Genomic DNA, 26980 nt, shown 5'->3' with positions numbered 1-26980 from the left:
ACCCCCTTCCTGCTCGATGACGGACTTAGCGAAGAGCTAAGTCCTATCTCGCTTCCCTCCCCTCAAGGGGGAGGGTGGACGACTGCCGGTTTCGCGTTTCGCTAAACCCGCCCCTCCATTGCCCGATCGAAAATCTCCAGCGCGCGATCTTTGGTCAATTCCACCGGATTGCCCCCCGCCGTCGGGTCGACAATCGCCATGTCGCCGATCAGCTCGCGCTTGCTGCCATCGACCTTGAACTCCGCCAGAGTATGCGGCACGTCGAGGCGCAGTCGCAGGGCGATCACGGCGTGCAGGAACGCCTCATAGGTCGGCGCCAGCCCGAGATAGGCCGAGAGCCGCGCCAGCTTCGCTTCCACCGCCACCCGATTGACGGCCAGCACATAGGGCATGAACACCGCATTGGTCATGCCGTGGTGGGTGTCATAGAGCGCGCCGACCGGATGGCTCAACGCGTGAATGGCACCGAGCCCCTTCTGGAAGGCCGTGGCGCCCATGGCGGCGGCGCTCATCAGATGGCCGCGGGCTTCGACGTCAAGCGGATCGGCATAGACCTTGGGCAGGTTTTCAAACACCAGGCGAATGCCTTCCACCGCAATGCCATCGGCCAGCGGATGATAGCCCGGCGCGCAATAGGCCTCCAAACAGTGTGCCAGCGCATCCATGCCTGTGCCGACGGTGATGAATTTGGGCATGCCCACGGTGAGCTCTGGATCGGCGATGACGACTTTTGGCATCATCAGCGGGTGGAAGATCACCTTCTTGGTATGGGTGGTCTCGTCGGTGATGACGCCGGCGCGGCCGACTTCCGAACCGGTGCCGGCGGTGGTCGGCACGGCGACGATCGGGAAAATGCCAGCGGGATCGGCGCGGGTCCACCAATCACCGATATCCTCGAAATCCCACATCGGGCGGGTCTGGCCGGCCATGAAGGCAATGACCTTGCCGACATCGAGGCCCGAGCCGCCACCGAAGGCGATGACGCCATCATGGCCGCCCTCGCGGAGGACCTTGATGCCGGCCTCGACATTGGCCGAGATCGGATTGGGCTTCACATCGGCGAACAGACCAACCGGAATGCCGGCGTCCTTTAGGAGCTTCAGCGTATTCTGCGTCACCGGCAGACCGGCGAGGCCAGAGTCAGTGACAAGCAGCGGCCGGGAAATGCCGGCAGCCTTCAGCGCTTCAGGCAGTTCGGCAATGCGGCCGGGACCGAACTTAATGGCGGTGGGGTAGTTCCAGTTGGCTTTGGTCATCAGGTCATACCCGCTTGAGGTGATAGGATTTCGGCTGGCTCAAATTGGCATAGCCGATTTCTGAGAGGCCGCCGCCCTTGCCGGTGTCCTTGACGCCGGTCCAGACCAGCGCCGGATCTAGATAGTCGCAGCGATTGGCAAAGACCGTACCGGTTTCAACCCGCGCCCCGATATGGGCAGCGGCGTCGAGGTCTTCGGTCCAGATCGAGGCGGTGAGGCCATAGGGGCTGTCGTTCATCAGGGTGATGGCTTCGGCGTCGTCGGCCACCTTCATGATGCCGACCACCGGGCCAAAGCTTTCCTCCCGCATCACCGACATCTGGTGATTGACATTGGTCAGCACTTCCGGCGCCAGATAGGGCGAGCCAGGCTTGTCGAGGTCATGCTTTGTGTTGAGATGGCGCGTCGCGCCACCGCGCAGTGCCTCTTCGGTCTGCTGGCGCACATGGTCGGCAAAATTGCCGCGGGCCATCGGGCCGACGATCGTGTCGGCATCGAGCGGATTGCCCAGGGGCCAGCCGCGGGCATTGTCGATGAAGCGTTCGACGAAATTGCCATAGACGCTTTCATGCACATAGATGCGCTCGACGCCGCAGCAGGACTGGCCGGAATTGAAGAACGAGCCATCGACGAGGTTTTCGACGGCATTGTCGAGATTGGCATCGGCGCGGACATAGGCCGGGTCCTTGCCGCCGAGTTCGAGGCCGAGCGTGGCAAAGGTGCCGGCGGCGGCTTTTTCGATGCGGCGGCCGCCTTCGACCGAGCCGGTGAAATTGATATGGTCGATCTGGCCCGAGCCGATCAGCTTTTCGGTATCCTCGTGACCCAGCACTAGATTCTGGAACAGGCCAACGGGTAGCCCGGCGCTTTCGGCAGCAGCGGCGAAGCGCTCGCCGGCCAGCAGCGTTTGGGAGGCATGCTTGAGGATCACCGCATTGCCCGCCATCAGGCCCGGCACGATGGAATTGACCGCGGTGAGGAAGGGATAGTTCCACGGCGCGATCACCATGACGGTGCCGAGCGCCTCACGGGTGATGTAGCGGGTGAAACCCTCTTTCTCGGGCTTGATCGACGGCGCCAGTGCCTCGGCGGCCAGCTCGATCATATAGCGCGCACGCTCCTCGACGCCGCGCTTTTCGCCGCCAAAACGGATCGGGCGACCCATCTGCCAGGCCAGTTCAGGAACGATATCGTCATTCATCAGCAGCAGCGCATCGACGAAATGCGTCAGGATCTTCTGCCGTTCGGCAATCGTCGTCTCATGCCAGGCATGCCGCGCGGCTTTGGCCCGGATGACCGAGGCCTCGATCTCGACGGCAGTGGCGACGGGCCGCTCGGCATAGATGCTGCCGTCCACGGGGGAGATGATTTTTACAGTGTCAGTCATTCTTCAGGGCCTCTCCCAATTCACGGTGTCATCCCGGCCCTGAGCCGGGATCCATCTCGAGATGCTCGTCCTGCCGCCAGGTGGTTCGTTCGGTCGATCTTGCGGCTGTGGCACTATCTCGGGATGGGCCCCGGCTCAAGGCCGGGGTGACACGGAGTATGCCGTATGATGTGTGGCAGCAAGGAGACCTAGCTCCGCTCAAAGCCGCGCTTGAGTTCCCAGTCGGTCACCCGGCGATCATATTCGCCCTGTTCCCATTCGGCCGTGTGCACATAATGGGCGATGACCTCTTCGCCAAAGGCATCCTTCAGCATGGCGGAACCGCGCAGCGTGTCAGTCGCCTCGCGCAGAGTTTTGGGAATTTCGCGCAGCTTTTGCGTGACATAGGCGTCGCCGACGAAGGCCGGTTCGAGCGGCAGTTTTTCCTCGATGCCCTCGATGCCGGCGGCGATCAGGGCGGCCAGGGCCAGATAGGGATTGAGGTCGGCGCCGCCCATGCGGCATTCGACGCGGATGGATTTGGAATGCTCGCCGCAGAGGCGGAAGCCGGCGGTGCGGTTGTCGGGCGACCAGATCGCCTTGGTCGGCGCAAACGTGCCGGCCTGGAAGCGCTTGTAGCTGTTGATATAGGGCGCGAGGAAATAGGTGATGTCGCGGGCATAGGCCAGTTGCCCGGCCATGAAATGCTTCATCACATCGCTCATGCCGCGCTCGTCCTTGGCATCGACGAACATCGGCTTGCCCGATTTATCGGCCAGCGACATGTGGATATGGCTCGACGAGCCGGCCAGCGCATAGTCCCACTTGGCCATGAAGGTCACGGCCTTGCCTTGCGCCCAGGCGATTTCCTTGGTGGCATTTTTCAGCACGACATGGCGGTCGGCCATGGTCAGCGCATCGGCATATTTGACGTTGATCTCTTCCTGTCCCGGGCCCCACTCGCCCTTCGAGCTTTCCACCGGAATGCCCGAGGCCTGAAGATGCTTGCGCAAAGCGCGCATCACGCCCTCTTCCTTGGTGGTCTGGAAGATGTGGTAATCCTGGATGTAATCGCCGGCGGTCTGTGCCTTGGCAAAGCCCTTCTGGGCGATGGTGCGGTAGTCCTCGTCGAACAGATAGAATTCGAGTTCCGTAGCGGCATTGGCGGTGTAACCCATAGCGGCGAGACGATCGAGCTGGCGCTTGAGAATGGCGCGCGGGCTATGGGCGATCGGTTCGTGATGATGGTGATCGCTGAGATCGCACAGCACGATGGCGGTGCCTTCGAGCCAGGTGGCTTTCATCAGCGTCGCGAGGTCCGGCTTCATGACGAAATCGCCATAGCCCTTGCCCCAGTTTGCAGCCGCATAGCCGGGCACCGGTTCCATGTCGATATCGTCGGCCAGCAGATAGTCGCAGCCATGCGTCTCGTCATTGGCGACTTCGAGGAAATATTCGGCCTGGAAACGCTTGCCGATCATGCGGCCCTGCATGTCGGGAAAGGCGACCAGCACGGTGTCGATGGACCCGGCAGCGACGTCCTTCTTCAGTTCGGCAAGACTGTAGGCCATGGGAATTCTCCTCTTATTCCACCGTCACTATCCACCCACGCGATGTCATCCCGGCCTTGAGCCGGGATCCATCCTGAGATGTCTGCGCAGCCGCAAGGTGGCTCGTTCGATCTATCTTGCGGCCTGATCTCGGGATGGGCCCCGGCTCAAGGCCGGGGTGACATCGGGCGTGGGAAGGCCGCGGTGCATGACCGCGACCTCTGGAGTTATTTACGCCTTGTGTTCGAGCGCGAATTCTTCTTCCGGCGACATGATCAGCTTGTGACGGCCGACCAGGGCGAAATAGGCAATGCCCACGGCGCACCAGAGGACCACCCAGATCACGCCCTTGAAGAAGTTCGGGTCCTGCAGCTGGTAGAACAGCGTTACCGCCGCGATGATGATGGTCAAAACCGCACCGGGAATGCCCACGGGCGACTTGAACGGCCGCTCGATATTGGGCTGGTTGCGGCGCAGGATGATAAAGCTCAGGGCCTGCATGATATAGCTCAGCATGGCGCCGAACACGGCCATGTTAAGCAGCACCGAGCCGATGATGTCATCGCCGAGCTGGGTCTCGCCCGGCCCACCACCGCCATTGACGAACCAGATCGCCAGCATGACGACGAGACCCAGCGTGGCGCCGGCGATCATCGCCAGATGCGGCGTCTTGTACGTGCCATGCGTCACCGACAGCGCCGACGGGAAATAGCCGGCCCGGCTCAGCGAATAGACCTGGCGGCCCTGCGCATAGAGGATGGTGTGGAATGAAGCGACCAGCCCGATCAGCGCCACGACGCCAAAGATCGGCGCGGCGGCATCGCCATAGATGGCGCGGATACCGTCGAGTGCTGGCTCCAGCGAGCTTCCCAGCGCAAAGCTGCCGACGCCCGGAATGGAGGGGTTGAGCAGCACGATGAGGAAGGCCGATAGCAAGAGCGTGCAGAAGCCGAGCAGGATGCCGCGCGGCAGGTCACGCTTGGGATCGACCGATTCCTCGGCGGCCAGCGGCACCTGCTCGATGGCAAGGAACAGCCAGACCGCGAAGGGCAGGGTGGCGAGGACGCCTTGCCAGCCGAAGGGGAACCACTCGCCATTGCCCTCGGGCAATTCCACGGCGCCGCCATCCGGGCCTACGCCGATATTGAGTGCCCAGCGCGAGAAGTCGATATTGGGGAAGGCGCTGACCCAGAAGAAGGCAAGGCCGGCCAGTGAGATCAGGGTGACGACCAGCGTCACCTTATAGGAGAGCGCCACGCCGTAGATGTTGAGCGCGAGGAAGATGACGAAGAACACCACCCAAAGCAGCGGATAGTATGCCGTGTCGAGCCCGGTGATCGAGCCGAAATAGCCCGAGATGAAGGTCACGATCACCGCTGGCGTCAGCACATATTCGACGTTTTCGAACAGGCCGGTGATGAAGCCGCCCCAGGGGCCCATCGAGGTGCGGGCGAAGGAATAGGCCGCGCCGGTATGCGGCAGGGCCGGGCTCATTTCGGCGATGGAGGAGACGAGGCCCAGATACATCACGGCGATGATCGCGGCGGCGACCACCATGCCGCCCCAGCCGCCGGTCATGAAGCCGAAATTCCAGCCGGAGAAATGGCCGGAAATCACCGCGCCGACACCGAGAGCCCAAAGGCTCCAGATGCCCGCATAGCGTTCCAGCCCGCGTTTTTCGAAATAGCTCTTGTCGCGCGTCGCATAGGCGACACTGCCGACCTTTCTCGTCTCAGCCATAGTCACGTCCCCCTGATTTAAAGCCCGGTAGATCTAGACTGCCATTGCCCCTCTGCGCGCGACCCGCGCCGTTTCGAGACAATGCGCCAGCCGGGCCGACCAATGGGCCACCCCGGCAGGTTCGAGAATTTCGTCGTGGCGGATTTCCACCATGGTGGCTTCGAGCCCGCGTCCGTCACCATGCTTTTCCAGCGTCAGCGTCACGCCATTAAGCGCCGCATAGGGCTCGTTCCAGCCGACATTGAGCGAAGGGTCGTCCGCCTTGAGCGCATCATAGAGCGCTGCCGTATATCCGGTGTCGAGCCCATGGATCAGCCCGATCGGCCAGGGGCGTTTTACCCCGTGATAGACCGGGGTGAAGGAATGCATGCAGACCAGGATCGTCTCGCGGCCGGCATGGCGGCGCGCCTCGAGCAGCGTCTCGATGGAGGCGTGATAGGGGCGATGGAAGCGGTCGATGCGGTACTGCCGCTCGTCACCATCGAGATTTTCATTGGCGGCAATGCGCGTGGCCTCCGACAGCGTCCAGATCAGGTCCGGCGCGTCATGGGCGCGATTGCAGTCGATGATCAGCCGGGAAACGGTCGATTGCACCAGGGGCGCATCGAGCAGTTCCGACAGGGTGCGGCTCACGGCCAGTGCGCCGGGGTCCCAGGCAATGTGGCTGAGGCGCTCGATCTGGTTGAGGCCGAGGTCGCCATATTTGGCGGGAATCCGGTTGCTGGCATGGTCGCAGACAATGACGAAGGGCGATTGCCCCCGCGCATTGGAAACCAGCACCGCCTTTTGACCGCTAACGTCCAACTTGGCCCCTGCGCAGCAATTGTCGCTTTTGTAACAGTAGTTTCACATTGGCATGGGGTGTCAATGGGGAGGTGGCGAAGACGAGTCTTTGTCGGGATACCCCCACCTACCCTCCCCCTGATAGGGGGAGGAACCGATCCAGTTTGAGGCACATTTTGCCCAACCACCGCGCGGATTCCTCCCCCTTTTCAGGGGGAGGCTAGGTGGGGGTATTCTTGCTTGCCGCCGATCACTCCGCCTTCTGCAGCTTCATAAAATCCGCCGCACTCAGCGTAATTTTCGGATCGATCTCGCCAATGGCCTTGCCGTCCTTGCCCGCAAACTCCAGCCGATCCAGCACGGTCTGGATGACGTTAATCCGGCCGCGGCGCTTATCATTGGCGCGGATTACCGTCCAGGGCGCATGCGGCTTGTCGGTGCGTTTCAGCATCTCGTCGCGCGCTTCGCTATAGGCGTCCCACTTGTTGAGCGCCTCGAGGTCGATCGGCGACAGCTTCCAGACTTTCAGCGGATCATGCCGCCGGTCGTGGAAGCGCTTGAGCTGCATTTCCTGGCCGATCGACAGCCAGAATTTGAACAGATGGATGCCGTCCTTGGTGATGCGCTTTTCGAATTCCGGCGCCTCTTCGAGGAAATGCTCGGTCTGCTCGGGCGTACAGAAGCCCATAACGCGCTCGACGCCGGCGCGGTTATACCAGGAGCGGTCGAACAGCACGGTTTCCCCGGCCGCCGGCATCCAGTCGACATAGCGCTGGAAATACCATTGCGTGCTTTCCCGATCGTTGGGCTTGGGCAGGGCGGCGATCAGATTGTAGCGGGGATTGAGGTTTTCCAGATAGGTCTTGATCGTGCCGCCCTTGCCGGCGGCATCGCGCCCCTCGAACACCACCATGATGCGCTCGCCGCTCTTGGCGAGATGAGCCTGCAGCAGCACCAATTGCTTTTGCAAAGCCAGCATATGGGCTTCATAGATGTCGCTATCGAGCTTATCCTCATAAGGGTAGCCGCCCGAAGCCATGGCGTGTTTCTTGATCGCCTTGGGCAGTTCGGGATTGTCGAGGTCAAAGCCGTCGAGAGGGTCGGTCACTGGTGTCGCTCCATTGTCATCTTCACCGTGCTATGAAGGCGCCCTTGCGCGCAAGGGGCGTCGCAACTGGCTGATTCACAGAAAAAAAACATGGACGAGCCGCAGTTCCAGCAGCCGATATCCCCTTTTGCGGTGGCTGCTGCGCGCCTGGTCGCCCAGGCCGGTCTTCTGTCAGGCCTGTTCGGCGTCTTTGCGGCGCTGGTGCTGTTTGGTGAATTGAGCCCCATTGCCGCTGTGGTCAGTTTCCTGGTCGTGCTGGCAGGCGTCTCCATGCTTCCGTCGCCGACCATCACCGTGACGCGCACTGTCGAAATCGCCCCGCCGCCGCCGGTCAATGACGATATCGCAGTGTTTGCCGTCGCCGATGCGCTGGCCGATCCCTGTCTTGTGCTCGATCGCCGCAGCGTCGTGCTGCATGCCAATGCCGCAGCCGGTCGGCAGTTCCCCTCGGTAACGCGTGGCAATCCGCTGACCTTTGCCATGCGCAATCCGCAACTGGTCGAGGCCGTCGATCACGCCATGCGCTCGGGCACGGTGCGGACCATCGAACTGCATGAGACCATACCGTCCGAGACCTGGGAGAAGGTCGTGCTGTCGCCGCTGCGCCATCGCGGCGAGGACTGGCTGGGCGACGAGGATCGCCAATTGCTGGTGACCTTCCAGAGCCTCACCGAACTCAAACGCGTCGATGCGCTGCGCAGCGACTTCATCGCCAATGCCAGCCATGAAATGCGCACGCCTTTGGCCTCGCTGATGGGCTTTATCGACACGCTGCTCGGCCCGGCGGCCAAGGACACGGCAGCGCGCGAGAAATTCCTTCTCATCATGCGCGGCCAGGCCGAGCGGATGAGCAAACTGATCGACGATATGCTGAGCCTTTCGCGCATTGAAATGCACCAGCATGTGCGCCCCACCGGCCGTATCGAACTGGCGGGCCTGCTGCGCGAAGTGCGCGAGGGCCTGTCGGTCCAGGCCAAGGCGGCTGATCTTGAAATCCGCATGACGCTGTTCGACGGCCCCAGCACCACGACCGGCGATCGCGGGCAGATGTATGAAGTCTTCGAAAACCTCGTCGAAAACGCCATCAAATACGGCGCCGGCGGCAAGACCATCGAGATCGACCTGGCCCCCTCCAGCCGCCCCGGCTACCAGCATCAGGTGACCGTGGTCGACCACGGCCCCGGCGTCGAGCCCGAACACGTGCCGCGGCTGACCGAACGCTTCTATCGCATCGACGCCGACGCCAGCCGCAAGAAAAAAGGCACCGGCCTCGGCTTGGCCATCGTCAAGCACATCGTCAACCGCCATCGCGGCCAACTGGCGATCAAGAGCAAGCCGGGCGAGGGCATGCGGGTGGATGTGTTCTTGCCGTAAGGCTTGAGCCTATGGCACTTTTGTTTGAGTGCCCCTCCTAACTCTCGGCTGTCACCCATCACCCCCACCTCACTCCCTCCCCACAAGGGGGAGGGAAGTCCGTCCCGTGCCTGTGGCAAGATCTGAGATAACCGCGACTCTGTCCAAAACAAAAAAGGGCGCCTCGCGGGCGCCCTTTTCTGATTCCGATGCTGCCGTAAAATCAGCGGCGCTTCTTGTCGACCTGGTGATAGGCGCGACGGGAGTGGAAATCGCAGTAGGGGCCGCTTTCGAGGCTGTGCTGGCCGCAGAAGTAGAAATCCTTGGTCAGCGGGTCGCCGATCGGCCACTTGCAGGTGGCTTCGGTGAGCTGCAGCAGGTTGAGGCGCTTGTCCTCGGGGATGAACAGCTCGGCTGCGGCGGGGGCCACATAGAGCTCGGCATCCATCTGCGGGTCCATGGCCAGCGCGGTGGCGCCGATCGACTGTGGCCGCGAGGCCTGCATGGTCGGACGCGCCATTTTGGCCGCGCCACCCGACATCGACGCGGACGACGAGACGCCGGCCGAAGGGCTGGCGACGCGGCGCGGGGCCGGGCGTGCTGCCGGACGGGCGCGGGGTGCCGAATTGGTGGGCTTGGCCCGGGCTGAAAGCTTGAGGCGGTGAACCTTGCCGATCACGGCATTGCGGGTCACGCCTTCGCCGAGTTCGCCGGCAATCTGGCTGGCGCTGAGCCCTTCCATCCAGAGCTTCTTAAGGGTCTCGACGCGCTCGTCAGTCCAGCCCGCCGGTTGTGCTCCTGAAACCATCGTCAAAACAGAATCCTTCATTGCGCCGCCAAATGGCCATGGCAGCCGTCAAACGCTAGGCGTCGTATGCTTGATGGGTCCGCCACACGAGATGTCGTGTTTCCCAATAACTGAGAGGATACGCTATCGGTGGAATCAGGATCAAGAGTCGGGGGCGACTTTCCCCGTATATTCACTGGTTAAAATTGCCTTAACGACTTGCTGAGTCAAATCAGGCACTTGCCCCGTGATCATTGACTTATATCGCAAAAACGGCCTTACTCAGGCAGGTAAACGCGCTGCGCAACGAGCGCGTTTTTGATTTTTGTGGCGCTATTGTCACGTTCACCCGCCACGCTGTTTTCAGCCCCTATAGATAAGGAAATGACCATGTCTGCGCTCTACGGCACCTATGCCCGGTCCGATCTCGCTTTCGAGCGGGGCGAAGGCATGCGCCTGTATGACCAGCAGGGCCGAGATTATCTCGATTTCCATTCCGGCATTGCCGTCAACGCGCTCGGCCATGGCGACGCGCATATCGTCTCGGCGCTGAAATCTGCCGCCGACAAGGTCTGGCACACCAGTAACGTCTTCACCATTCCCGAGCAGGAGCGGCTGGGCCAGCGGCTTGTCGATGCGACCTTTGCCGATAGCGTGTTTTTCACCAATTCCGGCGCCGAGGCGCTCGAATGCGCCATCAAGACCGCGCGGCATTATTTCTGGGCCAAGGGCGAAGTCGATCGCTACGAGATCATTGCCTTTACCGGCTCTTTCCATGGCCGCACCATGGGCACGATCGCGGCCGGCGGTAACCCCAGCTATCTCGAAGGCTTTGGCCCGCCGATGCAGGGCTTCAAGCATACCGCGCCCGGCGACCTCGAAGCCGTCAAGGCGCTGATCGGCAAGCAGACCTGCGCCATTCTGATCGAAACCGTGCAGGGCGAGGGCGGCGTGACAGCGATGACGCCTGAATTCATGCAGGGCCTGCGCGCGCTCTGTGACGAACATGGCATGCTGCTAATCCTTGACGAAGTGCAATGCGGCTATGGCCGCACCGGCCGCTTCTTTGCTTTCGAATGGAGTGGCATCACCCCCGATATCGTTGCAGTGGCCAAGGCCATCGGCGGCGGCTTTCCGCTCGGCGCCTGCCTCGCCAAGGGCGATGTCGCCGCCTCCATGGTCCCCGGCACGCATGGTTCGACCTATGGCGGCAATCCGCTGGCCACGGCCGTCGGCAACGCTGTGCTGGATCGCATCCTGGCACCCGGCTTCATCGATCACGTCAACCAGATGGGCCAGAAGCTCGCCTGGCACCTGCAGCAGCTGGCGCAGAAATATCCTGACTATGTGCTGGAACTGCGCGGCAAGGGTCTCCTCGCCGGCATCAAGATCACCCCGCCGGTGCGCGATTTCGTGTCGCGGCTGCGCGACGACCACCGCCTGCTGGCCATTGGCGCCGGTGACAATGTGCTGCGGCTGATCCCGCCGCTGATCGTCACCGAAGCCGATATCGAGGAAGCCGTCGCCAAACTCGGCGCGGCCTTCGAGGCGATCGAGGCCGAGACGGCTTCGGTTCCAGCGGTCGACTGACATGGCTTTGAGCGTGCGTTATTTCGGGCGCCGACGACGCGGTCTGTTCCCTCCGCCCCGGTAGGGTGGCAGGCTATTTTAGCACGCATCATTCCATAGCGTCACAAAGGAACCCGGATCATGACTTCGACCGGCACCCCACGGCATTTTCTATCGATCGACGACTTCGACTACACCACCCTGCGCGGCATGCTCGACACGGCTGCATCGCTGAAAGCGCGTCTCAAGGACGGCGACCGGCCGCAGCCGCTCAAGGACAAGGTCCTGGCGATGATCTTCGAGCGCCAGTCGACCCGCACCCGCGTGTCCTTCGACGTCGGCATGCGCCAACTCGGCGGCGAGACCATCATGCTCTCCGGCCAGGAAATGCAGCTGTCGCGTGAAGAGACGCTGGAAGACACCGCCAAGGTGATGAGCCGCTATGTCGATGCCATCATGATCCGTATCCTCAGCCATGCCGACCTGCTCGAACTGGCTGAAGGCGCCACCGTGCCGGTGATCAACGGCCTGACCCGCCGGGCGCATCCCTGCCAGATCATGGCCGACCTCCAGACCTTCGAAGAGCACCGCGGCAATATCAAGGGTGCCAAGGTGGCCTGGGTTGGCGACAGCAACAATGTGCTGCACTCCTGGGTCAATGCCGCCGAAGTGTTCGGTTGCGACCTGACCATTGCCGTGCCCGATGAATATAGCCCCGAGAAGGACCTGATGCTGGACATCCAGCGCGCCGGTTCGCGGGTCAAACTGATCGAAGATCCGCGCGAGGCCGTGGAAGGCGCCGATCTCGTCATCACCGATACCTGGGTGTCGATGGGCGACGTCGATGCCGCCGAGCGCCGCCGGGTCTTGAAACCCTATCAGGTCAACACCAATTTGATGGCCTTGGCGGATAAAAACGCCCTCTTCATGCACTGCCTACCCGCCCATCGCGGCGACGAGGTGACCGACGAGGTAATCGACGGTCCCCAGTCGGTGGTGTTCGACGAGGCCGAAAATCGCCTGCATGCCCAAAAAGCCATCCTGTGCTGGGCCTTCGGCGTCGACGTGAATTAGACGTTTCGACTGCAGCTGCTGTGATACCATTGCTGCGTCGCTTCCCTTGAGGGGAGGCGACGCAGTAGTCTTTCCGGCGCCCGAAGGATCGGCCCACCGAAAGCCACGTGACCACAATGACGACGGATAGCACGACCATGACCGAGAACCTGATGAATGCCCTCGGGCTCGACCGGCCGGAAAGCGGCGATGATACCGTCGTGCCGTTTACGCTGGACAAGCTCGATACCCGCGGCCGCAGCGTGCGGCTGGGCGAGGCGCTCGATACGATTCTGTCCCGCCACAATTATCCCGCCCCCGTCGCGCGCCTGCTCGGCGAAGCGGTGGTTCTGGCCGCGCTGATCGGCTCCTCGCTCAAATTCGAGGGCAAGTTCATCATGCAGACCCAGACCGATGGTCCGGTGAACCTGATCGTCGTCGATTTCGACGCGCCCGATGGCTTGCGCGGCTATGCCCGTTTCGACCGCGAAGCGCTGGTCAAGGCCGCCGAAGAGGGTCGCACCAGGCCCAGCCAATTGCTCGGCAAGGGGCATCTGGCCATGACCATCGACCAGGGCCCGCACACCGAGCGCTACCAGGGTATTGTCGCGCTGGAAGGCAATTCGCTCGAAGAGGTCGCGCATACCTATTTCATGCAGTCCGAGCAAATCCCGACCCAGGTGCGCCTGGCCGTCGCCGAGTTCACCAAGAAGGGCGATCATCGCCCGCATTGGCGCGCCGGTGGCGTGTTGATCCAGCATCTGCCCGAGCACGGCATCTCGCATATGAAGGACCTGCCGGGGGACGGCAATTTCGACAATCCCAATACCGCCGACCCCGATTTCATCGAGGCGGATGGCTGGAACGAGGCCAAGGTGCATCTGTCGACGCTCGACGATCTCGAACTGGCCGATCCGGACCTGACCTCCGAACGCCTGCTGTTCCGGCTCTATCACGAGACCGGGGTGCGGGTGTTCGCGCCCATGCCGATGGTCGAGCGCTGCTCCTGCTCGGCCGATCGCATCGAAGACATGCTGGGCACCAATTTCACTGCCGAAGACCGCGAGGAAATGGCTGTCGACGGCGAGATCGAAGTTGTCTGCGAGTTCTGCTCGACCGCCTATCACTTCAATCCGCATCAATTTGACGCCAAGCACTAGCGACATTGCTGTCGTGCTGAAACGGTCGCCATCGGGCGGCCGTTTCAGTTTAAAGTACGAATCCGTACATTGGCGCCCTTGCATGTGACGCCGAAATTGACCAGTGGTGGGATATGAAATCTGGTGGGGGGACAAGGTGAACGCCAATCTTAAAGCGATCATCGAAACGATCCAGCAGCAGACCAGCACGCGCGGTATTCTGGAAATTTTTCAGGACGCTATCGGCAGTTACGGCTTCCGCAGCTTTTTCATTTCCGGCCTGCCCGACGCCAATATGGATATCAGCGACGCCGTCCTGCTGTTTGGCGGCAATATCGCCTGGTACGAGCACTACGTCAAAATGGGCTATATGCGCTACGACTACATAGCGCGCCACTGCATGACCACCAGCATGCCCTTCGACTGGGATGAAGCGCCTTACGATCCGGTCACCGAGCCTGAAATGCACAAGCTCAAGATCGAGGCCGCAGAGCACGGCCTGACCGGTGGGCTTTGCATTCCCATCCATATCGAAGGCGCGCTTGAAGGCGGGGTGTCCCTCGTCGGTGATCCGAAGGGCCTCGACGAGCAGCAGCGGCTCGAACTGCATATGCTGGCGCTCTACACCTATGGCCAGTTGCGCTATCTCAACCGCCAGCCCGAACCGGACCGCATCATCACCGAGCGCGAGGGCGAAGTGCTCAAATGGGTGGCGGCGGGCAAGACTGCGTCGGAGATCGCCGAAATCACCGGCTTGAGCGCACGGACAATCAACCAGCATTGCGAGAATGCGCAGAAGCGTCTCGGCACCAGTAATCGCGTGCAGACTGTCGTCGAAGCTGTCCGTCGCAAGCTTATCGTCCTCTGAAACAACAAAATACAATTACTTCCCAATAAGTAATTATACGAATAAGGTATAGCGTGCCTTGTTGGGCAGTATCGTTGTTGTTGAGGGGCAATATGATGACTGTGCTTGGCTTTGCTGCGTTCGTGTATGGTGCTAACTGTCGGTCGTTTCATAATATTTTCTGCAAGACTTCATCAGGATCGACTGCGCCGGATTTATGCTGACGCGGGAGCGGTCCGATGTCGCACGCACTCGATCTGGTCAAGGCCATCCTGGCAGGCGCTCCCGAAGAAAGGGCGCTGAACGTCCTCGAAACAGCGCTGCTGCGCGAGGTCGATGTCCTGCTCTATTGCGCCACCGCGCTGGGCATGCACCCGACGGTGGTGATGCAGCGCGCCGCGGCGTGGGCCGGTTACAGCTTCTATGACCGCGTGCCCGATAGCCTGCAGGGTGAGATGGAGCCGACCCGGCTCGAAGGGCTGGCGTCGGTGCGGCTGCTGCGCCTGCGACTGCCCGATTGCGAAATGGCGTTCACGGCGCCCGATTTCTTCGACCTGATCCGGCTCAGGAAGCGCCTGCTCAGCAAGCCCCATCTGCGCCATCTGGTCTGCATCGTCCCCGAGGCGGCCCTGCGCGATTACCTCGTTACCGCGGCCAGCCCGGCGCTGATCGATGCAGCGCGACAAAACCTGGCGCGGCGCTGGCCCTTCGCCACGGCGCAACTCGAACTGACCAGGCCGGCGCGGCAAAGCTTCGTCGCCGCCATCATCCTGCTGGTCGCGTTGGTGCTGACGGCACCGCATTTCGCCCAGCTTCTGCTTCTGCCGGTGACCATGGTGCTGCTGCTGGCTCCGGCGGCAATCCGTCTGGCCGCAGCCTTTGAACCGCTGCCTGCGCCGACAAGGCTGGTGCGGCCGGTTGATGAAGAGCTGCCGGTCTATTCCGTGCTGATCCCGCTGCGTAACGAGGCCGCCATGGTCAGCCAGCTGTTTGCGGCGATGCGGGCGCTGGACTATCCGGAAGACCGATTGGACATTAAATTTGTCGTCGAAGCCGCCTCGCTTGATACCATTGCCGCCGTGCGGCGGCATCTGGGCGAGCCGCGCTTCTCGCTGGTCAGCGTGCCCGATGCGGCGCCGCGCACCAAGCCCAAGGCGCTCGATTTTGCCCTGCCGCTGTGCCTGGGCGAACATGTCGTGGTGTTTGACGCCGAAGACATTCCCGACCCCGACCAGCTCTGGAAAGCCGCCGTGCGCTTTCGCGATGCGCCGGAGCTGGTCTGCCTGCAGGCGCAATTGGTGATCGACAATGGCCGCGCCAGTTGGCTGACGGCGCAATTTGCCGGCGAATATGCCGGCCTGTTCTCGGTGCTCTTGCCGGCCCTGGCGCGCTGGCGCCTACCCATGCCGCTCGGCGGTACCTCCAACCACTTTCGCCTTGAGGCTTTGCGTCAGCTGGGTGGTTGGGACGCCTTCAACGTCACCGAAGATGCCGACCTCGGCACGCGGTTGGCACGGCGGCGGCTACGCGTGGATGTGCTGGAATCGCACACACTCGAACATGCGCCGACCAAACTGGCACCTTGGCTCGGCCAGCGCACGCGCTGGATGAAGGGCTGGATGCAGACCTTTATCGTGCACAATCGTGATCCCGGCACCTTGCTGAAGGAAATGGGCTGGCCGGGCTTTCTCGCCTTCCAGACGCTGGTGCTGGGGATGATCGTCGCCCCGGTATTGCATTGCGCCTTCCTCGCGACACTCACCTGGCGCATCGCCGCCGGAGCCGGCCTGGTCGATGGCTCGCTATGGACCGTCTTCTATCTCGCCATGCTGGCCCTGGGTTATGGCAGCGCGCTGGCCATGACGGTCAGAGGACTGACCCGGCTGGGCCATCTCCATCTGCTGTCGCGGCAGGTCTTCCTGCCGCTCTATTGGCTGCTGATTGGTCTCGCCACGCTGCGGGCTCTGCGCGAACTGGTGTACAAGCCCTTCTACTGGTTCAAGACTCCGCACCAGCCAGCCGTGCCTGCTCTGGCGGCCAGGCGCATCGCCGGCCGGCGGCTCGGCTGGCTGCGCGGCTCATAACTTGACTAAACCGGTCAGGAAATATAGCACGCAGCAATAGGCCGGGCTGCCCGTTACCGGCCCTGCCATCGTGTCTGCGCAGCGGAGTTAGCATGAGCCGGATGTTCCACGAAGCCAGGGTGCTGTCGCGTCAGCAACTGACCCCGGGCATGCTGCGGCTGACCTTGGGCGGGGCAGGGCTCTCCGAGCTCACCACCACCGGCATCGGCGACGAATATCTGCGGCTGTTCTTCCCCAATGAAAAGACCGGCAAGCTGCACCTGCCGGTGATCACCGACAATGGCCGCTGGACCTATCCCGACGGACAGGACGCCATCCGCTGCTCGACCTATACCGTGCGCCGCTACCGCGCCGACCCGGTCGAGATCGACGTGGATTTCGTCATTCACGAGGGTGGCCTGGCCTGCGCCTGGGCGCTGGATGCCAAGGTCGGCGACACGGTCACCATCAACCGCCCGCGTGGACTCTATAGCCGCCCGGCGGATGCGCTCTGGCAATTGCTGGTCTGCGATGCCACCGGTCTGCCGGCCCTGTCGCGCATTCTCGAACAGACCCCGCGCCACATCGAAAGCCGAATGTTTGTCGAAGTGGCGTCTGCCGAAGACGAGCTGGTGCTGCCGCATCATCCGGCAGCCAAAGTGACCTGGCTGCACAAGAGCGGCAACGGCGTGGCGCCGAGCCGCATGGGCGAAGTGGTCGGCGCGGTGCCGCTGCCCAGGACGCCCGGCTATATCTGGGTGGCCGGTGAGCAGAAGGTGGTGCGGTCAATTCGCAAATTCGTCCGCCAGGAGCTGCGATTGCCGCCCGAGCGCTACGAGCTGGTCGGCTACTGGACCGCCAATGGCGCCGATTGGGATGCCAAATGGGCGGCGCTAGATCCAGCCATCAAGGCGCAGATCGCTGCCGGCTGGAATTCGGGACGCGACGCGGAAGTGGTGCGCGACGAATATGAGGACGTGCTGGAAAAGTTCGGCCTCTAGCTAATCGGCATATTTGCTCTGCTTGGCGCGCACCCGCGTGCCATAGACCCGGTCGCGGCCCGCAGCCTTGGCGCTATACAGCGCTTCGTCGGCGGTCTGGATCAGCTCGCCCACACTGCGATGCAGGTTGTCGGGCATGTAAGTGGCCACGCCAACGCTGGCGGTGAGAATGCCGCGCTCGGTGCCCTTGTGCGGCAGGCGGGCATCGGCCAGCGACTTGCGGAACATCTCGGCCACGAGATAAGCGCCGTCCTCGTCGGTGCCAGGAAGGATGGCGGCAAATTCTTCGCCGCCATAGCGCACCGCCATGTCGGCCGAACGCTTGAGGCTTTTCTGCAGGTGCTTGGCCACCAGCTTGAGGCATTCATCGCCCGACGGATGGCCATATTCGTCATTATAGGCCTTGAAACGATCGACATCGATCAGCAGCAGGCTCATCGGTGTGCCCGCACGCGCGCTGCGCGTGATCTCGGCATCCATGGCATTGTCGAAAGCGCGGCGGTTGAGCAGGCCGGTCAGGCTGTCGGTGCGCACCAGATGCTTGAGCTGGTCGGTAGCCGATTGCAGCTCGACCTCGGCCTGCTTGATGCGGGTCACATCGGTCACCACCACCAAGGTCTTGCCCTCGGTGGTTGGTCGCGTGCGGACCTGCAGCCAGCGGCCATCGAACAGGTTGACCTCTTCCTCGCTCTCGCGATGCAGGTTCTCGACAATCCGCTCGATCCAGCCGTCCGGCGATTGCCTGGGGGCGCTGACCTGCTCGCCGCTCTCGATCACCGCTTCGAGGATATCGCGCATATGCGCGCCGGGCCGGCGCAGCTCGCCAGTGTAAGGAAAGCAGGCGCGATACTGCTCGTTGCAAAATTCGATGCGGCCTTCGCTGTCGAACATGGCCAGGCCATCGCTCATTTCGGTCAGGGCATAGGAGAGCGTATTGCGGCTGTCGATCAGGTCCTGGCGCAATTGCTTGTCGTCGGTGATGTCGCGCGTCACCCCGGCAATGCCGATCATCTCGCCGCTGGCATTGAGCAGGGGCACTTTGGCCGTGGTGAACCAGCGCATGCGGCCCTGGTTATCGGGCAGGTTTTCCTCGCGCTCGAGTTGCGGCTCGCCAGTGGCAATGATCTGCTGTTCGAGGTCGAACAGGGTCTGGGCGCGCTCGGGCGTCGTCAGGTCGAAATCGGTCTTGCCGATCATGTCCTGCGGATTGGCAAAGCCGTTGAAGGCTGCGACGGCCCGGTTGACCACGGCAAAGCGGCTGTGGCGATCCTTGACATAGGTATAGTCCGGCGCCTGGTTCATCGCGGCCAGCAGCAGGTCGCGCTCGGCCGCCAGCCGCCGCGCCTGCATCACCACGAGGCCGCCGATGATGGTGCCGATCAGGTTCAACAGGCCGGTGGGCAGGATGTAATTGACGAAACTATCGAGCCGCGACGGCGCCGGCACGGCAAAGATGACGGAGCCGATCATCAGCGCCACGGCGAGCCCGAGTGTCAGCACCTGCCGGGCCGACGTATCGCGCCGGCGAAACAGCAGGCGCCAGATCAGGCCGAGCATGATGGAGCCAGCCATCAGCAGCAGGCCGGCAATCATGCCCGCGCCGGCCATATGCACGCGCCAGCTCATCGCCAATGCACTGGTGAGGAGGGCCGCCAGCGGGCCGCCACAGAAGGCGGCAATGGCCAGCAGCGACAGGCGCAGGTCGATGAAATAGCCATTGTCGATTTCGGCGGCCATCAGCATGGAGGCAATGGCGCCCAGACCCATGGCGAGACCAAACAGGGCACTGCGGACGACGCCGGGCACGCTGCGCAGCCAGTAGCGCGCATGCCCCCATCCGAGCACGAACAGAGCAACGACGGCGAGGTTGCCGGCCAGCATCTGCCACGGTGACGTCACGATGCCTCCATAGGCCAGTCAGGGAGAGATCCCCCTTAGGGTATACCACCTAAGAGTTTGTCATTCCTGAATCGCCCACGGGCATTGCCACCCATTGCGGCAACACTTGGCTCAGCTAGCTGCGGAGGCCAGGCGCTTCCTGCCCGGTCGACTGCACATATTCGGTATAGCCGCCGCCATAGACATGCACGCCCTCGGGCGTCAGCTCCAGCACGCGATTGCTGAGCGCCGCGAGGAAATGGCGATCATGGCTGACGAACAGCATGGTGCCCTCATAGGCGCTGAGCGCGGTGATCAGCATTTCCTTGGTGGCGATGTCGAGATGGTTGGTCGGCTCGTCGAGCACCAGAAAGTTCGGCGGATCGAACAGCATCATGGCCATGACCAGCCGCGCCTTTTCGCCACCCGACAGCACGCGGCACTTCTTCTCGATATCGTCGCCGGTGAAGCCGAAGGCCCCCGCCAACGCCCGCAGCGGCGCCTGGCCCGCCTGCGGGAACGAGCTCTCAAGCTGCTGGAATACCGTCAGATCGCCTTCCAGCACGTCCATTGCATGCTGGGCGAAATAGGCCATCTTGACCGAAGGCCCGCGGCTCACCGTGCCGGCATCGGGATCGGCCGTGCCGGTCACCAGCTTGAGCAGCGTCGACTTGCCGGCGCCATTGACGCCCATGATGCACCAGCGCTCCTTGCGCCGCACATGAAAGTCCAGCCCGTCATAGATCGACCGGCTGCCATAGCTCTTGGACACACCCTTGAGCAGGGCAACATCCTCGCCCGAACGCGGCGCCTGGCGGAATTCGAATTCCACCGTCTGGCGGCGCTTGGGCGGCTCGACGCGGTCGATCTTGTCGAGCTTCTTCACCCGGCTCTGCACCTGCGCGGCATGGCTGGCGCGCGCCTTGAAGCGGGCGATGAAGTCCAGCTCCTTGGCCAGCATCGCCTGCTGCCGCTCGAACTGCGCCTGCTGGTTCTTCTCGGCAATGGCGCGCTGCTGCTGGTAGAATTCGTAGTTGCCCGAATAGGTGGTCAATGAACCCGCGTCGATCTCGACGATCTTGGTGCAGATGCGGTTCATGAATTCGCGGTCATGGCTGGTCATGAACAGCGCGCCGGAATAATTCTGCAGGAAGTCTTCCAGCCAGATCAGGCTTTCGAGGTCGAGATGGTTGCTCGGCTCGTCGAGCAGCAGCGCATCGGGGCGCATGAGCAGGATGCGGGCCAAGGCCACGCGCATCTTCCAGCCGCCCGACAGCTTGCCAACATCGCCGTCCATCATCTCCTGCGAGAAGCCGAGGCCATCCAGCACTTCGCGGGCGCGGCCATCCAGCGAATAGCCGTCGAGCTCCTCGAACTGGTGCTGCACCTCGCCATAGCGCTCGATGATGGCGTCCATTTCGTCGGCCTTGTCGGGATCGCCCATGTCGGCTTCGAGCGCCCGCATTTCGGTGATCAGCGCCGAGACCGGGCCGGCGCCATCCATCACTTCGGCCACGACGCTGCGGCCTTCCATTTCGCCGACATCCTGGCTGAAATAGCCAATGGTCAAGCCGCGCTCCATCGAGACCTGGCCTTCGTCGGGCTGCTCCTCGCCAGTGATCATGCGGAACAAGGTGGTCTTGCCGGCGCCATTGGGACCGACCAGACCGATCTTTTCGCCCTTCTGCAACACGGCCGATGCGTCGATGAAGACGATCTGCTTGCCGTTCTGTTTGCCGATGCTTTCGAGACGGATCATGCGCGTAAAACCCTTTGCGCCAACGGGGCGCCATTTGCCCGCCCCTAAAGCATCCGGGGCGCGAAGGCGCAAGCGCTGCGGCGACACAGGACCTATGCTTTCACCCAAGAGGGAGCGCCGTACGGCGCCGTTTTTCGCTATTTACATATAATAGTACTTTATGTAGCGTCCCCTTATTGCCGACGGTGAACACGCCGCGGCGATCACATTGGGAGGACATCGTGACCATCATTTCCAAGCTTGCCATCGCGGCAAGCCTCGCTACCGCTTTGACATCTGTCGCCGTAGCCCAGGACAATCTCAACGGCCTCGTCGTGGGCTTTTCCCAGATCGGTTCGGAATCCGGCTGGCGCGCTGCCGAAACCTCGGTGACCAAGCAGCAGGCCGAGGAACGCGGCATCGACCTCAAGTTTGCCGATGCCCAGCAGAAGCAGGAAAACCAGATCAAGGCGATCCGCGGCTTCATCGCCCAGGGCGTCGACGCCATCCTCGTGGCCCCCGTGGTCGCCACCGGCTGGGAAGACGTGCTCACCGAAGCCAAGGAAGCCGAAATCCCCGTCATGCTGCTCGACCGCGGCGTTGATGCGCCGGAAGACCTTTATCTGACTTCGGTCGCCTCCGATCAGGTGCTCGAAGGCCGCGTGGCCGGCGAATGGCTGGTCAAGGAAGTCGGCGATGCCGATTGCAAGATCGTCGAGCTGCAGGGCACCGTCGGCTCGACCCCGGCGATCAACCGCAAGCAGGGTTTCGAAGAAGCCATTGCCGGCCATGCCAACCTGACCATCGCCCGCAGCCAGACCGGTGATTTCACCCGCGCCAAGGGCAAGGAAGTCATGGAAGGCTTCATCAAGGCCGAAAACGGCGGCGCCGATATCTGCGCGGTCTATGCCCACAATGACGACATGGCCGTAGGCGCCATCCAGGCCATCAAGGACGCCGGTCTCAAGCCCGGCACCGACATCAAGGTGGTTTCGATCGACGGCGTGCCGGATATCTTTGCCGCCATGGTCGCCGGCGAAGCCAATGCCACCGTGGAACTGACCCCCAACATGGCCGGTCCCGCCTTCGATGCCCTCTCGGCCTTCCTCGCCGATGGCACCGCACCCGAAAAGTTCATCATCACCGAGTCCAAGCTCTATACCCCGGCCGACAATCCGCAGGGCGAATACGACACCCGCAAGGGCCTGGGCTACTAAGACTCGGACGATAACCACCTCTCCCAACGGAGGGCTGGGGAGGGGTAGTTTGGCGTCCACCAAACCACCCCTCCCTCGATCCTCACTTAAGGGAAGTGACAGTTTATCTGAGATGCTTTCGCACCCACGATGTCATCCCGGCCTTGAGCCGGGATCCATCCCGAGATCGTGCCACAGCCGCAAGGTGGTTCGATCTGGCGGCAGGGTGACATCGTGGGTGTGGGGCCATCAGTTAGAAAAGACGACAGGGAGTTAGGCATGGCCGATGATCACTACGTGCTCGAAGCACGCGGCGTGATGAAGATTTTCGGCAATCATGTCGCGCTCGACAACGTCGATTTCGGCCTCAAAGCCGGCGAAGTGCATGCCCTGCTCGGCGAAAATGGCGCCGGCAAATCCACCCTGATCAAAATCCTGACCGGTGCCTACCAGCCCGATGGCGGCGGCATCTATGTCGATGGCCAGCAAGTCTCGCTCGACAATCCCCTCCATGCCCAGACCTTCGGCATCGGCACGGTCTATCAGGAGGTCAATCTGCTGCCCAATCGCTCGGTGGCGGAAAACCTCTTCCTCGGTCACCAGCCGCTACGCTGGGGCTTTGTCGACTTCCGCAAGATGGAGGCCGACGCCAAGACCATCCTCGCCAAATATGACCTGCATATCGATCCATCCAGCGAACTCGGCACCCATTCGGTCGCCGTGCAGCAGATCGTCGCGATCGCCCGCGCCGTGCAGCTCTCGGGCAAGGTGCTGATCCTTGACGAACCCACGGCCAGCCTTGATCGCAACGAGGTCGAACGCCTGTTCGAAGTGGTGCGCGGCCTCAAGGCGCGCGGCCTTGCCATCATCTTCATCACCCATTTCCTCGACCAGGTCTTTGCCATTTCCGACCGCGTCACCGTGCTGCGCAACGGCAAGCTGATCGACACCCGCCCACTTGATGCCTTGAGCCGCACCGACGTGGTGCGCCTGATGCTGGGCAAGGACATTGCCTTTTCCGGCGCCACTGATGTCGAGCCCAGCGAGACGCCCAACGAAGTGCTGCTCACCTTCAAGGGCTATGGCCGCAAGCGCAGCGTGCTGCCGTTTGACCTGACCATCCACAAGGGCGAAGTGGTCGGCGTCGCGGGCCTGCTCGGCTCGGGGCGCACCGAAGTCGCTCGCATCATGTTCGGCGCCGATCCGGCCGATCAGGGCACCGTCTCGGTCAATGGCCAGCCCAGCGCCATCCGCAAGACCACCGACGCCATCAAGCATGGCTTCGGCTTCTGCCCCGAGGACCGCAAGGCCGAAGGCATTCTCGGCGACCTATCGGTGCGCGAAAACATCGTCATCGCGCTGCAGGGCAAGCTCGGCTGGTTCAAGGCGCTCAACCGCGACGAACAGCTCGAGATTGCCGGGCGCTTTGGCGAGGCCATGGATATCCGTGCCGCCTCGCTCGACATGCCGGTGAAACTCCTCTCCGGCGGCAACCAGCAGAAGGTCATCCTGTCGCGCTGGCTGGCCACCGATCCGGCCTTTCTCATTCTCGACGAGCCGACCCGCGGCATCGACGTCGGCGCCCATGCCGAAATCGTCCGCACCATCAACCGCCTGCGCGACGAGGGCATGGCCATGCTGGTCATTTCCTCCGAGCTCGACGAAGTGGTGGCCTATTCCTCCCGTATCGTCGTGATGCGCGACCGCGAAATGGTCGCCGAACTGCGCGGCAAGAACATCAATCCCGGCGTCATCGTCCAGGCGATCGCCAATAACCCCGACGAGGCTGTCGCATGAAGCGGCTCCATCTCGAACGCCTCGCCAATCCGCAGCTGCTGGCTCTAGCCGCCGTGCTGCTGATCAACTGGGCGCTGTTCCCCAATTTCTTCCGTATCACCTGGCAGGACGGGAGGCTGTTCGGCAGCGCCATCGACGTGCTCAACCGCGGCGCGCCGGTGGCTATCCTCGCCATCGGCATGACCGGCGTCATCGCCACCAAGGGCGTCGATCTTTCGGTCGGCGCCATCATGGCAGTCTGCGGCGCGGTGGCGGCGACCATGGTCGTGGCCGGTTATCCGACCCCGGTGGCCGTCATCGCCGCGCTTGCCGTGGGCCTGGCCTGCGGATTGTGGAACGGCTTTCTCGTCGCCGTGCTGGATATCCAGCCGATCATCGCCACCCTCGTCCTGATGGTGGCCGGTCGCGGCATCGCCCAGCTGATCACCGAGGGCTATATCGTCACCTTCAACGATCCCGCCCTGATCTTTATCGGCACCGGCTCGGTGCTGGGCTTTCCCATGGCGGCAGTGATCGCCCTGGTGCTGATGATCCTCGTGACCCTCGTGGTCAAGCGCACCGCCATTGGCCTGTTCATCCAGGCCATCGGCGTCAATCGCGCCGCCGCCTCGCTGGCCGGCATCCATAGCCGCATGCTGCTGATGCTGGTCTATGCCACCAGTGGCTTCTGCGCCGCCATTGCCGGCATTATCGTCGCTGCCGATATTCGCGGCGCCGATGCCAACAATTCCGGCCTCTGGCTCGAACTCGACGCCATCCTCGCCGTGGTCATCGGCGGCACTTCGCTGCTCGGCGGAAAGTTCTCCATCCCGCTGGCCGTGGTCGGCGCCATCATCATCCAGGCGATGAACACCGGCATTCTGGTCTCGGGCTTCCGGCCCGAATTCAACCTCATCGTCAAGGCCGGCATGATCATCCTGATCCTCATGCTGCAAAGCCCGCTGCTCGGCCACGCCGCCGGCTTCTTCAAGCGCGACAACAAGCGGGTGGTCTCCAAATGAAGCGTAGTCTCCGCCCGCTGGCCGCCACTGCCGTCATCTTCATCATCGCCTATGCGCTGAGTGTCTTCCAGTTTCCGGGCATGCTCTCGACCCGCGTGCTCGGCAATTTCCTCACCGACAATGCCTTCCTCGGCATTGCCGCCGTCGGCATGACCTTCGTCATCATCTCGGGCGGCATCGACCTCTCGGTCGGCGCGGTGATCGGCTTCACCGGCGTCTTGGTGGCCGTTTTGATCTCCTGGCTGGGCTTTCACCCGCTGGTCGCCTTCGTCATCGCGCTCGGAGTCGCGGCCCTGTTTGGCGCGGCCATGGGCCTGACCATCCATTATTTGCAGGTGCCGAGCTTCATCGTGACGCTGGCCGGCATGTTCCTCGCCCGCGGCGGTGCCTCGGTCATCACCCAGGATTCCGTGCCGATCAACCACGAGTTCTACGGCATGATTTCCGACCTGATCATCCGCCTGCCCGGCGGTGGCCGGCTCAGCTTCATCGGCCTGCTGATGGTCTTCATTTTCCTCGTCGGCGCTCTGCTGGCGCACCGCACCCGCTTTGGTTCCTATGTCTATGCCCTGGGCGGCAATCCCATCTCGGCCTCGCTGATGGGCGTGCCCGTGGCGCGCACCACGGTGCAGATTTACATGCTGTCGAGCACACTTGCCGCATTGTCGGGCATCGTCTTTTCGCTCTACACCTCGGCCGGTTATCCGCTGGCGGCGGTGGGCGTCGAGCTCGATGCCATCAGCGCGGTGGTGATCGGCGGAACCCTGCTTACCGGCGGCTATGGCTTCGTGCTCGGCACTTTCGTCGGCGTCATGCTGCTGGGCCTCGTACAGACCTACATCATCTTCGACGGCACGCTGTCGAGCTGGTGGACCAAGATCGTCATCGGCGTGCTGCTCTTCCTGTTCATCGTCCTGCAACGCATCATTTTTGCCGCCTCCGCCCCCGGAGAAGAGAAGCCCGAGAAAGCCTAGTATGATCGAAGCCGGCAGCCTTATTCGCTCCCTTTCCGGGCGACCCGCTGCGCGCAATTTCCATACCTTCGTGATCAACGAAATCGGTCTGGGCATTGTCACCGGCAAGTTTGCCGTCGGCTCGATCCTGGCCAGCGACGCGGTGATGATGGAGACCTATGGCGTCTCCCGCACCGTGCTGCGCGAGGCGCTAAAAACCCTCGAAGCCAAAGGCCTGGTCGAAGCCCGTCCCAAGGTCGGCACCCGCGTCTCGCCCACCAGCCGCTGGAGCCTGTTTGATCCGCAAGTTCTCTCCTGGCACTATTACGCCAAGCCCGACCGGCGCTTTTACGAAAGCCTGTTCGACACCCGCCGGGCCCTCGAAACCCGCGCGGCGGCCTTGGCAGCACAGCGCCGCACGGCGGAAAACATCCGCGTCATGAAATATTGGCTGCACCAGATGGACTCGGCCAATGGCGATCTGGAAAACCACGGCATTGCCGCGCTGGAAATCCACCGCACCCTGGCCGACACATCGGGCAATCCGATGATGCGCTCGGTCACCGGCATTGTCGAACTGACGCTGGCCCTGGCGCTGCGCGAGTCCGGCAAGGCCGGCGCTGAACCCTATCTGCGCGCCTCGCTCGACACGCTGACCTCGCTGGTCCAGGCGATCGGCGAGCTGGATTCCAACGCGGCGACGCGCTGTGTCGAACAGGTCATCGATCTCGATCAGGCTTGTGCGATGATGGCGCTAAGCTAGCAAACCAGCCCTGCCGGAACGAAGCGCCGCGCCTGTCGT

General features: G+C 62.6%; 21 protein-coding genes. 12 read left to right on the top strand and 9 right to left on the bottom strand.

Going from position 1 to position 26980, the window contains the following annotated elements:
• Window positions 1-101: 101 nt before the first annotated feature.
• The 6 genes from BM045_RS17275 to ppk2 all read right to left on the bottom strand — a co-directional run bounded on the left by BM045_RS17275 (window position 102) and on the right by ppk2 (window position 7803).
• Window positions 102-1256 (bottom strand): iron-containing alcohol dehydrogenase, encoded by a 1155-nt coding sequence (locus tag BM045_RS17275; RefSeq protein WP_092185490.1) that lies wholly within the window; start codon window positions 1254-1256, stop codon window positions 102-104.
• 4 nt (window positions 1257-1260) lie between these two features.
• Entirely contained in the window at window positions 1261-2643 is a 1383-nt protein-coding gene (locus BM045_RS17270) for an aldehyde dehydrogenase family protein (RefSeq protein ID WP_092185488.1), read from the bottom strand.
• Between the two features lie 188 nt (window positions 2644-2831).
• Window positions 2832-4193, bottom strand: coding sequence for a glutamine synthetase family protein (locus BM045_RS17265; RefSeq protein ID WP_092185486.1), 1362 nt, complete (start codon window positions 4191-4193; stop codon window positions 2832-2834).
• Between the two features lie 210 nt (window positions 4194-4403).
• Window positions 4404-5912: an amino acid permease gene (locus BM045_RS17260; RefSeq protein WP_092185484.1), complete on the bottom strand. Its 1509-nt coding sequence runs from the start codon at window positions 5910-5912 to the stop codon at window positions 4404-4406.
• Between the two features lie 33 nt (window positions 5913-5945).
• Entirely contained in the window at window positions 5946-6716 is a 771-nt protein-coding gene (locus BM045_RS17255) for an N-formylglutamate amidohydrolase (RefSeq protein WP_092185482.1), read from the bottom strand.
• 229 nt (window positions 6717-6945) lie between these two features.
• Complete coding sequence (gene ppk2 / locus BM045_RS17250) at window positions 6946-7803, bottom strand: polyphosphate kinase 2 (RefSeq protein ID WP_244523039.1); 858 nt, start codon at window positions 7801-7803, stop codon at window positions 6946-6948.
• 90 nt (window positions 7804-7893) lie between these two features.
• On the opposite strand from ppk2, the gene BM045_RS17245 reads away from it, so the two are divergent.
• Window positions 7894-9177 carry an ATP-binding protein gene (locus tag BM045_RS17245; protein ID WP_092185480.1) on the top strand — a complete coding sequence of 428 codons (1284 nt, stop codon included), beginning with the start codon at window positions 7894-7896 and terminating at the stop codon, window positions 9175-9177.
• 202 nt (window positions 9178-9379) lie between these two features.
• Here BM045_RS17245 and BM045_RS17240 read toward each other — a convergent pair whose 3' ends face one another.
• Complete coding sequence (locus BM045_RS17240) at window positions 9380-9964, bottom strand: GcrA family cell cycle regulator (protein ID WP_092185565.1); 585 nt, start codon at window positions 9962-9964, stop codon at window positions 9380-9382.
• Between the two features lie 363 nt (window positions 9965-10327).
• Here BM045_RS17240 and BM045_RS17235 point away from each other — a divergent pair, with 363 nt between their 5' ends.
• The 6 genes from BM045_RS17235 (at window position 10328) to BM045_RS17210 (ending at window position 17615) form a co-directional block, all read left to right on the top strand.
• On the top strand, window positions 10328-11533 hold the full coding sequence (locus BM045_RS17235) for an aspartate aminotransferase family protein (protein ID WP_092185478.1): 1206 nt from the start codon (window positions 10328-10330) through the stop codon (window positions 11531-11533).
• A gap of 120 nt (window positions 11534-11653) precedes the next feature.
• Entirely contained in the window at window positions 11654-12586 is a 933-nt protein-coding gene (gene argF, locus BM045_RS17230) for an ornithine carbamoyltransferase (RefSeq protein WP_092185476.1), read from the top strand.
• Between the two features lie 116 nt (window positions 12587-12702).
• Window positions 12703-13725: an Hsp33 family molecular chaperone gene (locus tag BM045_RS17225; RefSeq protein WP_244523038.1), complete on the top strand. Its 1023-nt coding sequence runs from the start codon at window positions 12703-12705 to the stop codon at window positions 13723-13725.
• Window positions 13726-13861: 136 nt separating this feature from the next.
• Entirely contained in the window at window positions 13862-14572 is a 711-nt protein-coding gene (locus tag BM045_RS17220) for a helix-turn-helix transcriptional regulator (protein ID WP_170848561.1), read from the top strand.
• Window positions 14573-14790: 218 nt separating this feature from the next.
• A complete protein-coding gene (locus BM045_RS17215; RefSeq protein WP_092185470.1) occupies window positions 14791-16635 on the top strand; it encodes a glycosyltransferase family 2 protein in 1845 nt (614 codons plus the stop codon).
• 92 nt (window positions 16636-16727) lie between these two features.
• The gene (locus tag BM045_RS17210) at window positions 16728-17615 is read left to right on the top strand and encodes a siderophore-interacting protein (protein WP_092185468.1); all 888 of its coding nucleotides are present in this window, start codon (window positions 16728-16730) and stop codon (window positions 17613-17615) included.
• On the opposite strand, the gene BM045_RS17205 is transcribed toward BM045_RS17210, so the two are convergent.
• Window positions 17616-19514, bottom strand: coding sequence for a diguanylate cyclase (locus tag BM045_RS17205; RefSeq protein ID WP_139198830.1), 1899 nt, complete (start codon window positions 19512-19514; stop codon window positions 17616-17618). It lies immediately after the preceding gene.
• Between the two features lie 115 nt (window positions 19515-19629).
• Window positions 19630-21252, bottom strand: coding sequence for an ABC-F family ATP-binding cassette domain-containing protein (locus BM045_RS17200; protein WP_092185464.1), 1623 nt, complete (start codon window positions 21250-21252; stop codon window positions 19630-19632).
• A 269-nt stretch (window positions 21253-21521) separates the two neighbouring features.
• On the opposite strand from BM045_RS17200, the gene ytfQ reads away from it, so the two are divergent.
• From ytfQ to BM045_RS17175, 5 genes are all read left to right on the top strand, one after another.
• Window positions 21522-22448, top strand: coding sequence for a galactofuranose ABC transporter, galactofuranose-binding protein YtfQ (ytfQ, locus tag BM045_RS17195; protein ID WP_280139486.1), 927 nt, complete (start codon window positions 21522-21524; stop codon window positions 22446-22448).
• A gap of 258 nt (window positions 22449-22706) precedes the next feature.
• Window positions 22707-24224: a sugar ABC transporter ATP-binding protein gene (locus BM045_RS17190; RefSeq protein ID WP_092185462.1), complete on the top strand. Its 1518-nt coding sequence runs from the start codon at window positions 22707-22709 to the stop codon at window positions 24222-24224.
• Window positions 24221-25225: an ABC transporter permease gene (locus tag BM045_RS17185; protein ID WP_092185460.1), complete on the top strand. Its 1005-nt coding sequence runs from the start codon at window positions 24221-24223 to the stop codon at window positions 25223-25225. Before BM045_RS17190 ends, BM045_RS17185 begins: the two co-directional genes overlap by 4 nt.
• A complete protein-coding gene (yjfF, locus tag BM045_RS17180; RefSeq protein WP_092185458.1) occupies window positions 25222-26199 on the top strand; it encodes a galactofuranose ABC transporter, permease protein YjfF in 978 nt (325 codons plus the stop codon). The genes BM045_RS17185 and yjfF overlap by 4 nt, the downstream gene beginning before the upstream one ends.
• Window position 26200: 1 nt before the next feature.
• Window positions 26201-26941: a FadR/GntR family transcriptional regulator gene (locus BM045_RS17175; RefSeq protein WP_092185456.1), complete on the top strand. Its 741-nt coding sequence runs from the start codon at window positions 26201-26203 to the stop codon at window positions 26939-26941.
• Window positions 26942-26980: the final 39 nt, after the last annotated feature.

Source organism: Devosia sp. YR412, assembly GCF_900110945.1.
GTDB lineage: Bacteria > Pseudomonadota > Alphaproteobacteria > Rhizobiales > Devosiaceae > Devosia.
Note: the sequence above shows the minus strand (reverse complement) of the source record. Positions and strands in the feature narration are given on the sequence as shown.

Excerpts from the sequence above, each read along its gene's own strand:
- BM045_RS17235 (WP_092185478.1), top strand. The coding sequence starts at position 10,328 with ATGACCATGTCTGCGCTCTACGGCACCTATGCCCGGTCCGATCTCGCT.
- BM045_RS17225 (WP_244523038.1), top strand. The coding sequence starts at position 12,703 with ATGACGACGGATAGCACGACCATGACCGAGAACCTGATGAATGCCCTC.
- BM045_RS17190 (WP_092185462.1), top strand. The coding sequence starts at position 22,707 with ATGGCCGATGATCACTACGTGCTCGAAGCACGCGGCGTGATGAAGATT.
- BM045_RS17245 (WP_092185480.1), top strand. The coding sequence starts at position 7,894 with ATGGACGAGCCGCAGTTCCAGCAGCCGATATCCCCTTTTGCGGTGGCT.
- BM045_RS17215 (WP_092185470.1), top strand. The coding sequence starts at position 14,791 with ATGTCGCACGCACTCGATCTGGTCAAGGCCATCCTGGCAGGCGCTCCC.
- BM045_RS17175 (WP_092185456.1), top strand. The coding sequence starts at position 26,201 with ATGATCGAAGCCGGCAGCCTTATTCGCTCCCTTTCCGGGCGACCCGCT.
- BM045_RS17200 (WP_092185464.1), bottom strand. The coding sequence starts at position 21,252 with ATGATCCGTCTCGAAAGCATCGGCAAACAGAACGGCAAGCAGATCGTC.
- BM045_RS17210 (WP_092185468.1), top strand. The coding sequence starts at position 16,728 with ATGAGCCGGATGTTCCACGAAGCCAGGGTGCTGTCGCGTCAGCAACTG.
- BM045_RS17265 (WP_092185486.1), bottom strand. The coding sequence starts at position 4,193 with ATGGCCTACAGTCTTGCCGAACTGAAGAAGGACGTCGCTGCCGGGTCC.
- BM045_RS17270 (WP_092185488.1), bottom strand. The coding sequence starts at position 2,643 with ATGACTGACACTGTAAAAATCATCTCCCCCGTGGACGGCAGCATCTAT.
- argF (WP_092185476.1), top strand. The coding sequence starts at position 11,654 with ATGACTTCGACCGGCACCCCACGGCATTTTCTATCGATCGACGACTTC.
- BM045_RS17260 (WP_092185484.1), bottom strand. The coding sequence starts at position 5,912 with ATGGCTGAGACGAGAAAGGTCGGCAGTGTCGCCTATGCGACGCGCGAC.
- BM045_RS17240 (WP_092185565.1), bottom strand. The coding sequence starts at position 9,964 with ATGGTTTCAGGAGCACAACCGGCGGGCTGGACTGACGAGCGCGTCGAG.
- yjfF (WP_092185458.1), top strand. The coding sequence starts at position 25,222 with ATGAAGCGTAGTCTCCGCCCGCTGGCCGCCACTGCCGTCATCTTCATC.
- BM045_RS17275 (WP_092185490.1), bottom strand. The coding sequence starts at position 1,256 with ATGACCAAAGCCAACTGGAACTACCCCACCGCCATTAAGTTCGGTCCC.
- BM045_RS17185 (WP_092185460.1), top strand. The coding sequence starts at position 24,221 with ATGAAGCGGCTCCATCTCGAACGCCTCGCCAATCCGCAGCTGCTGGCT.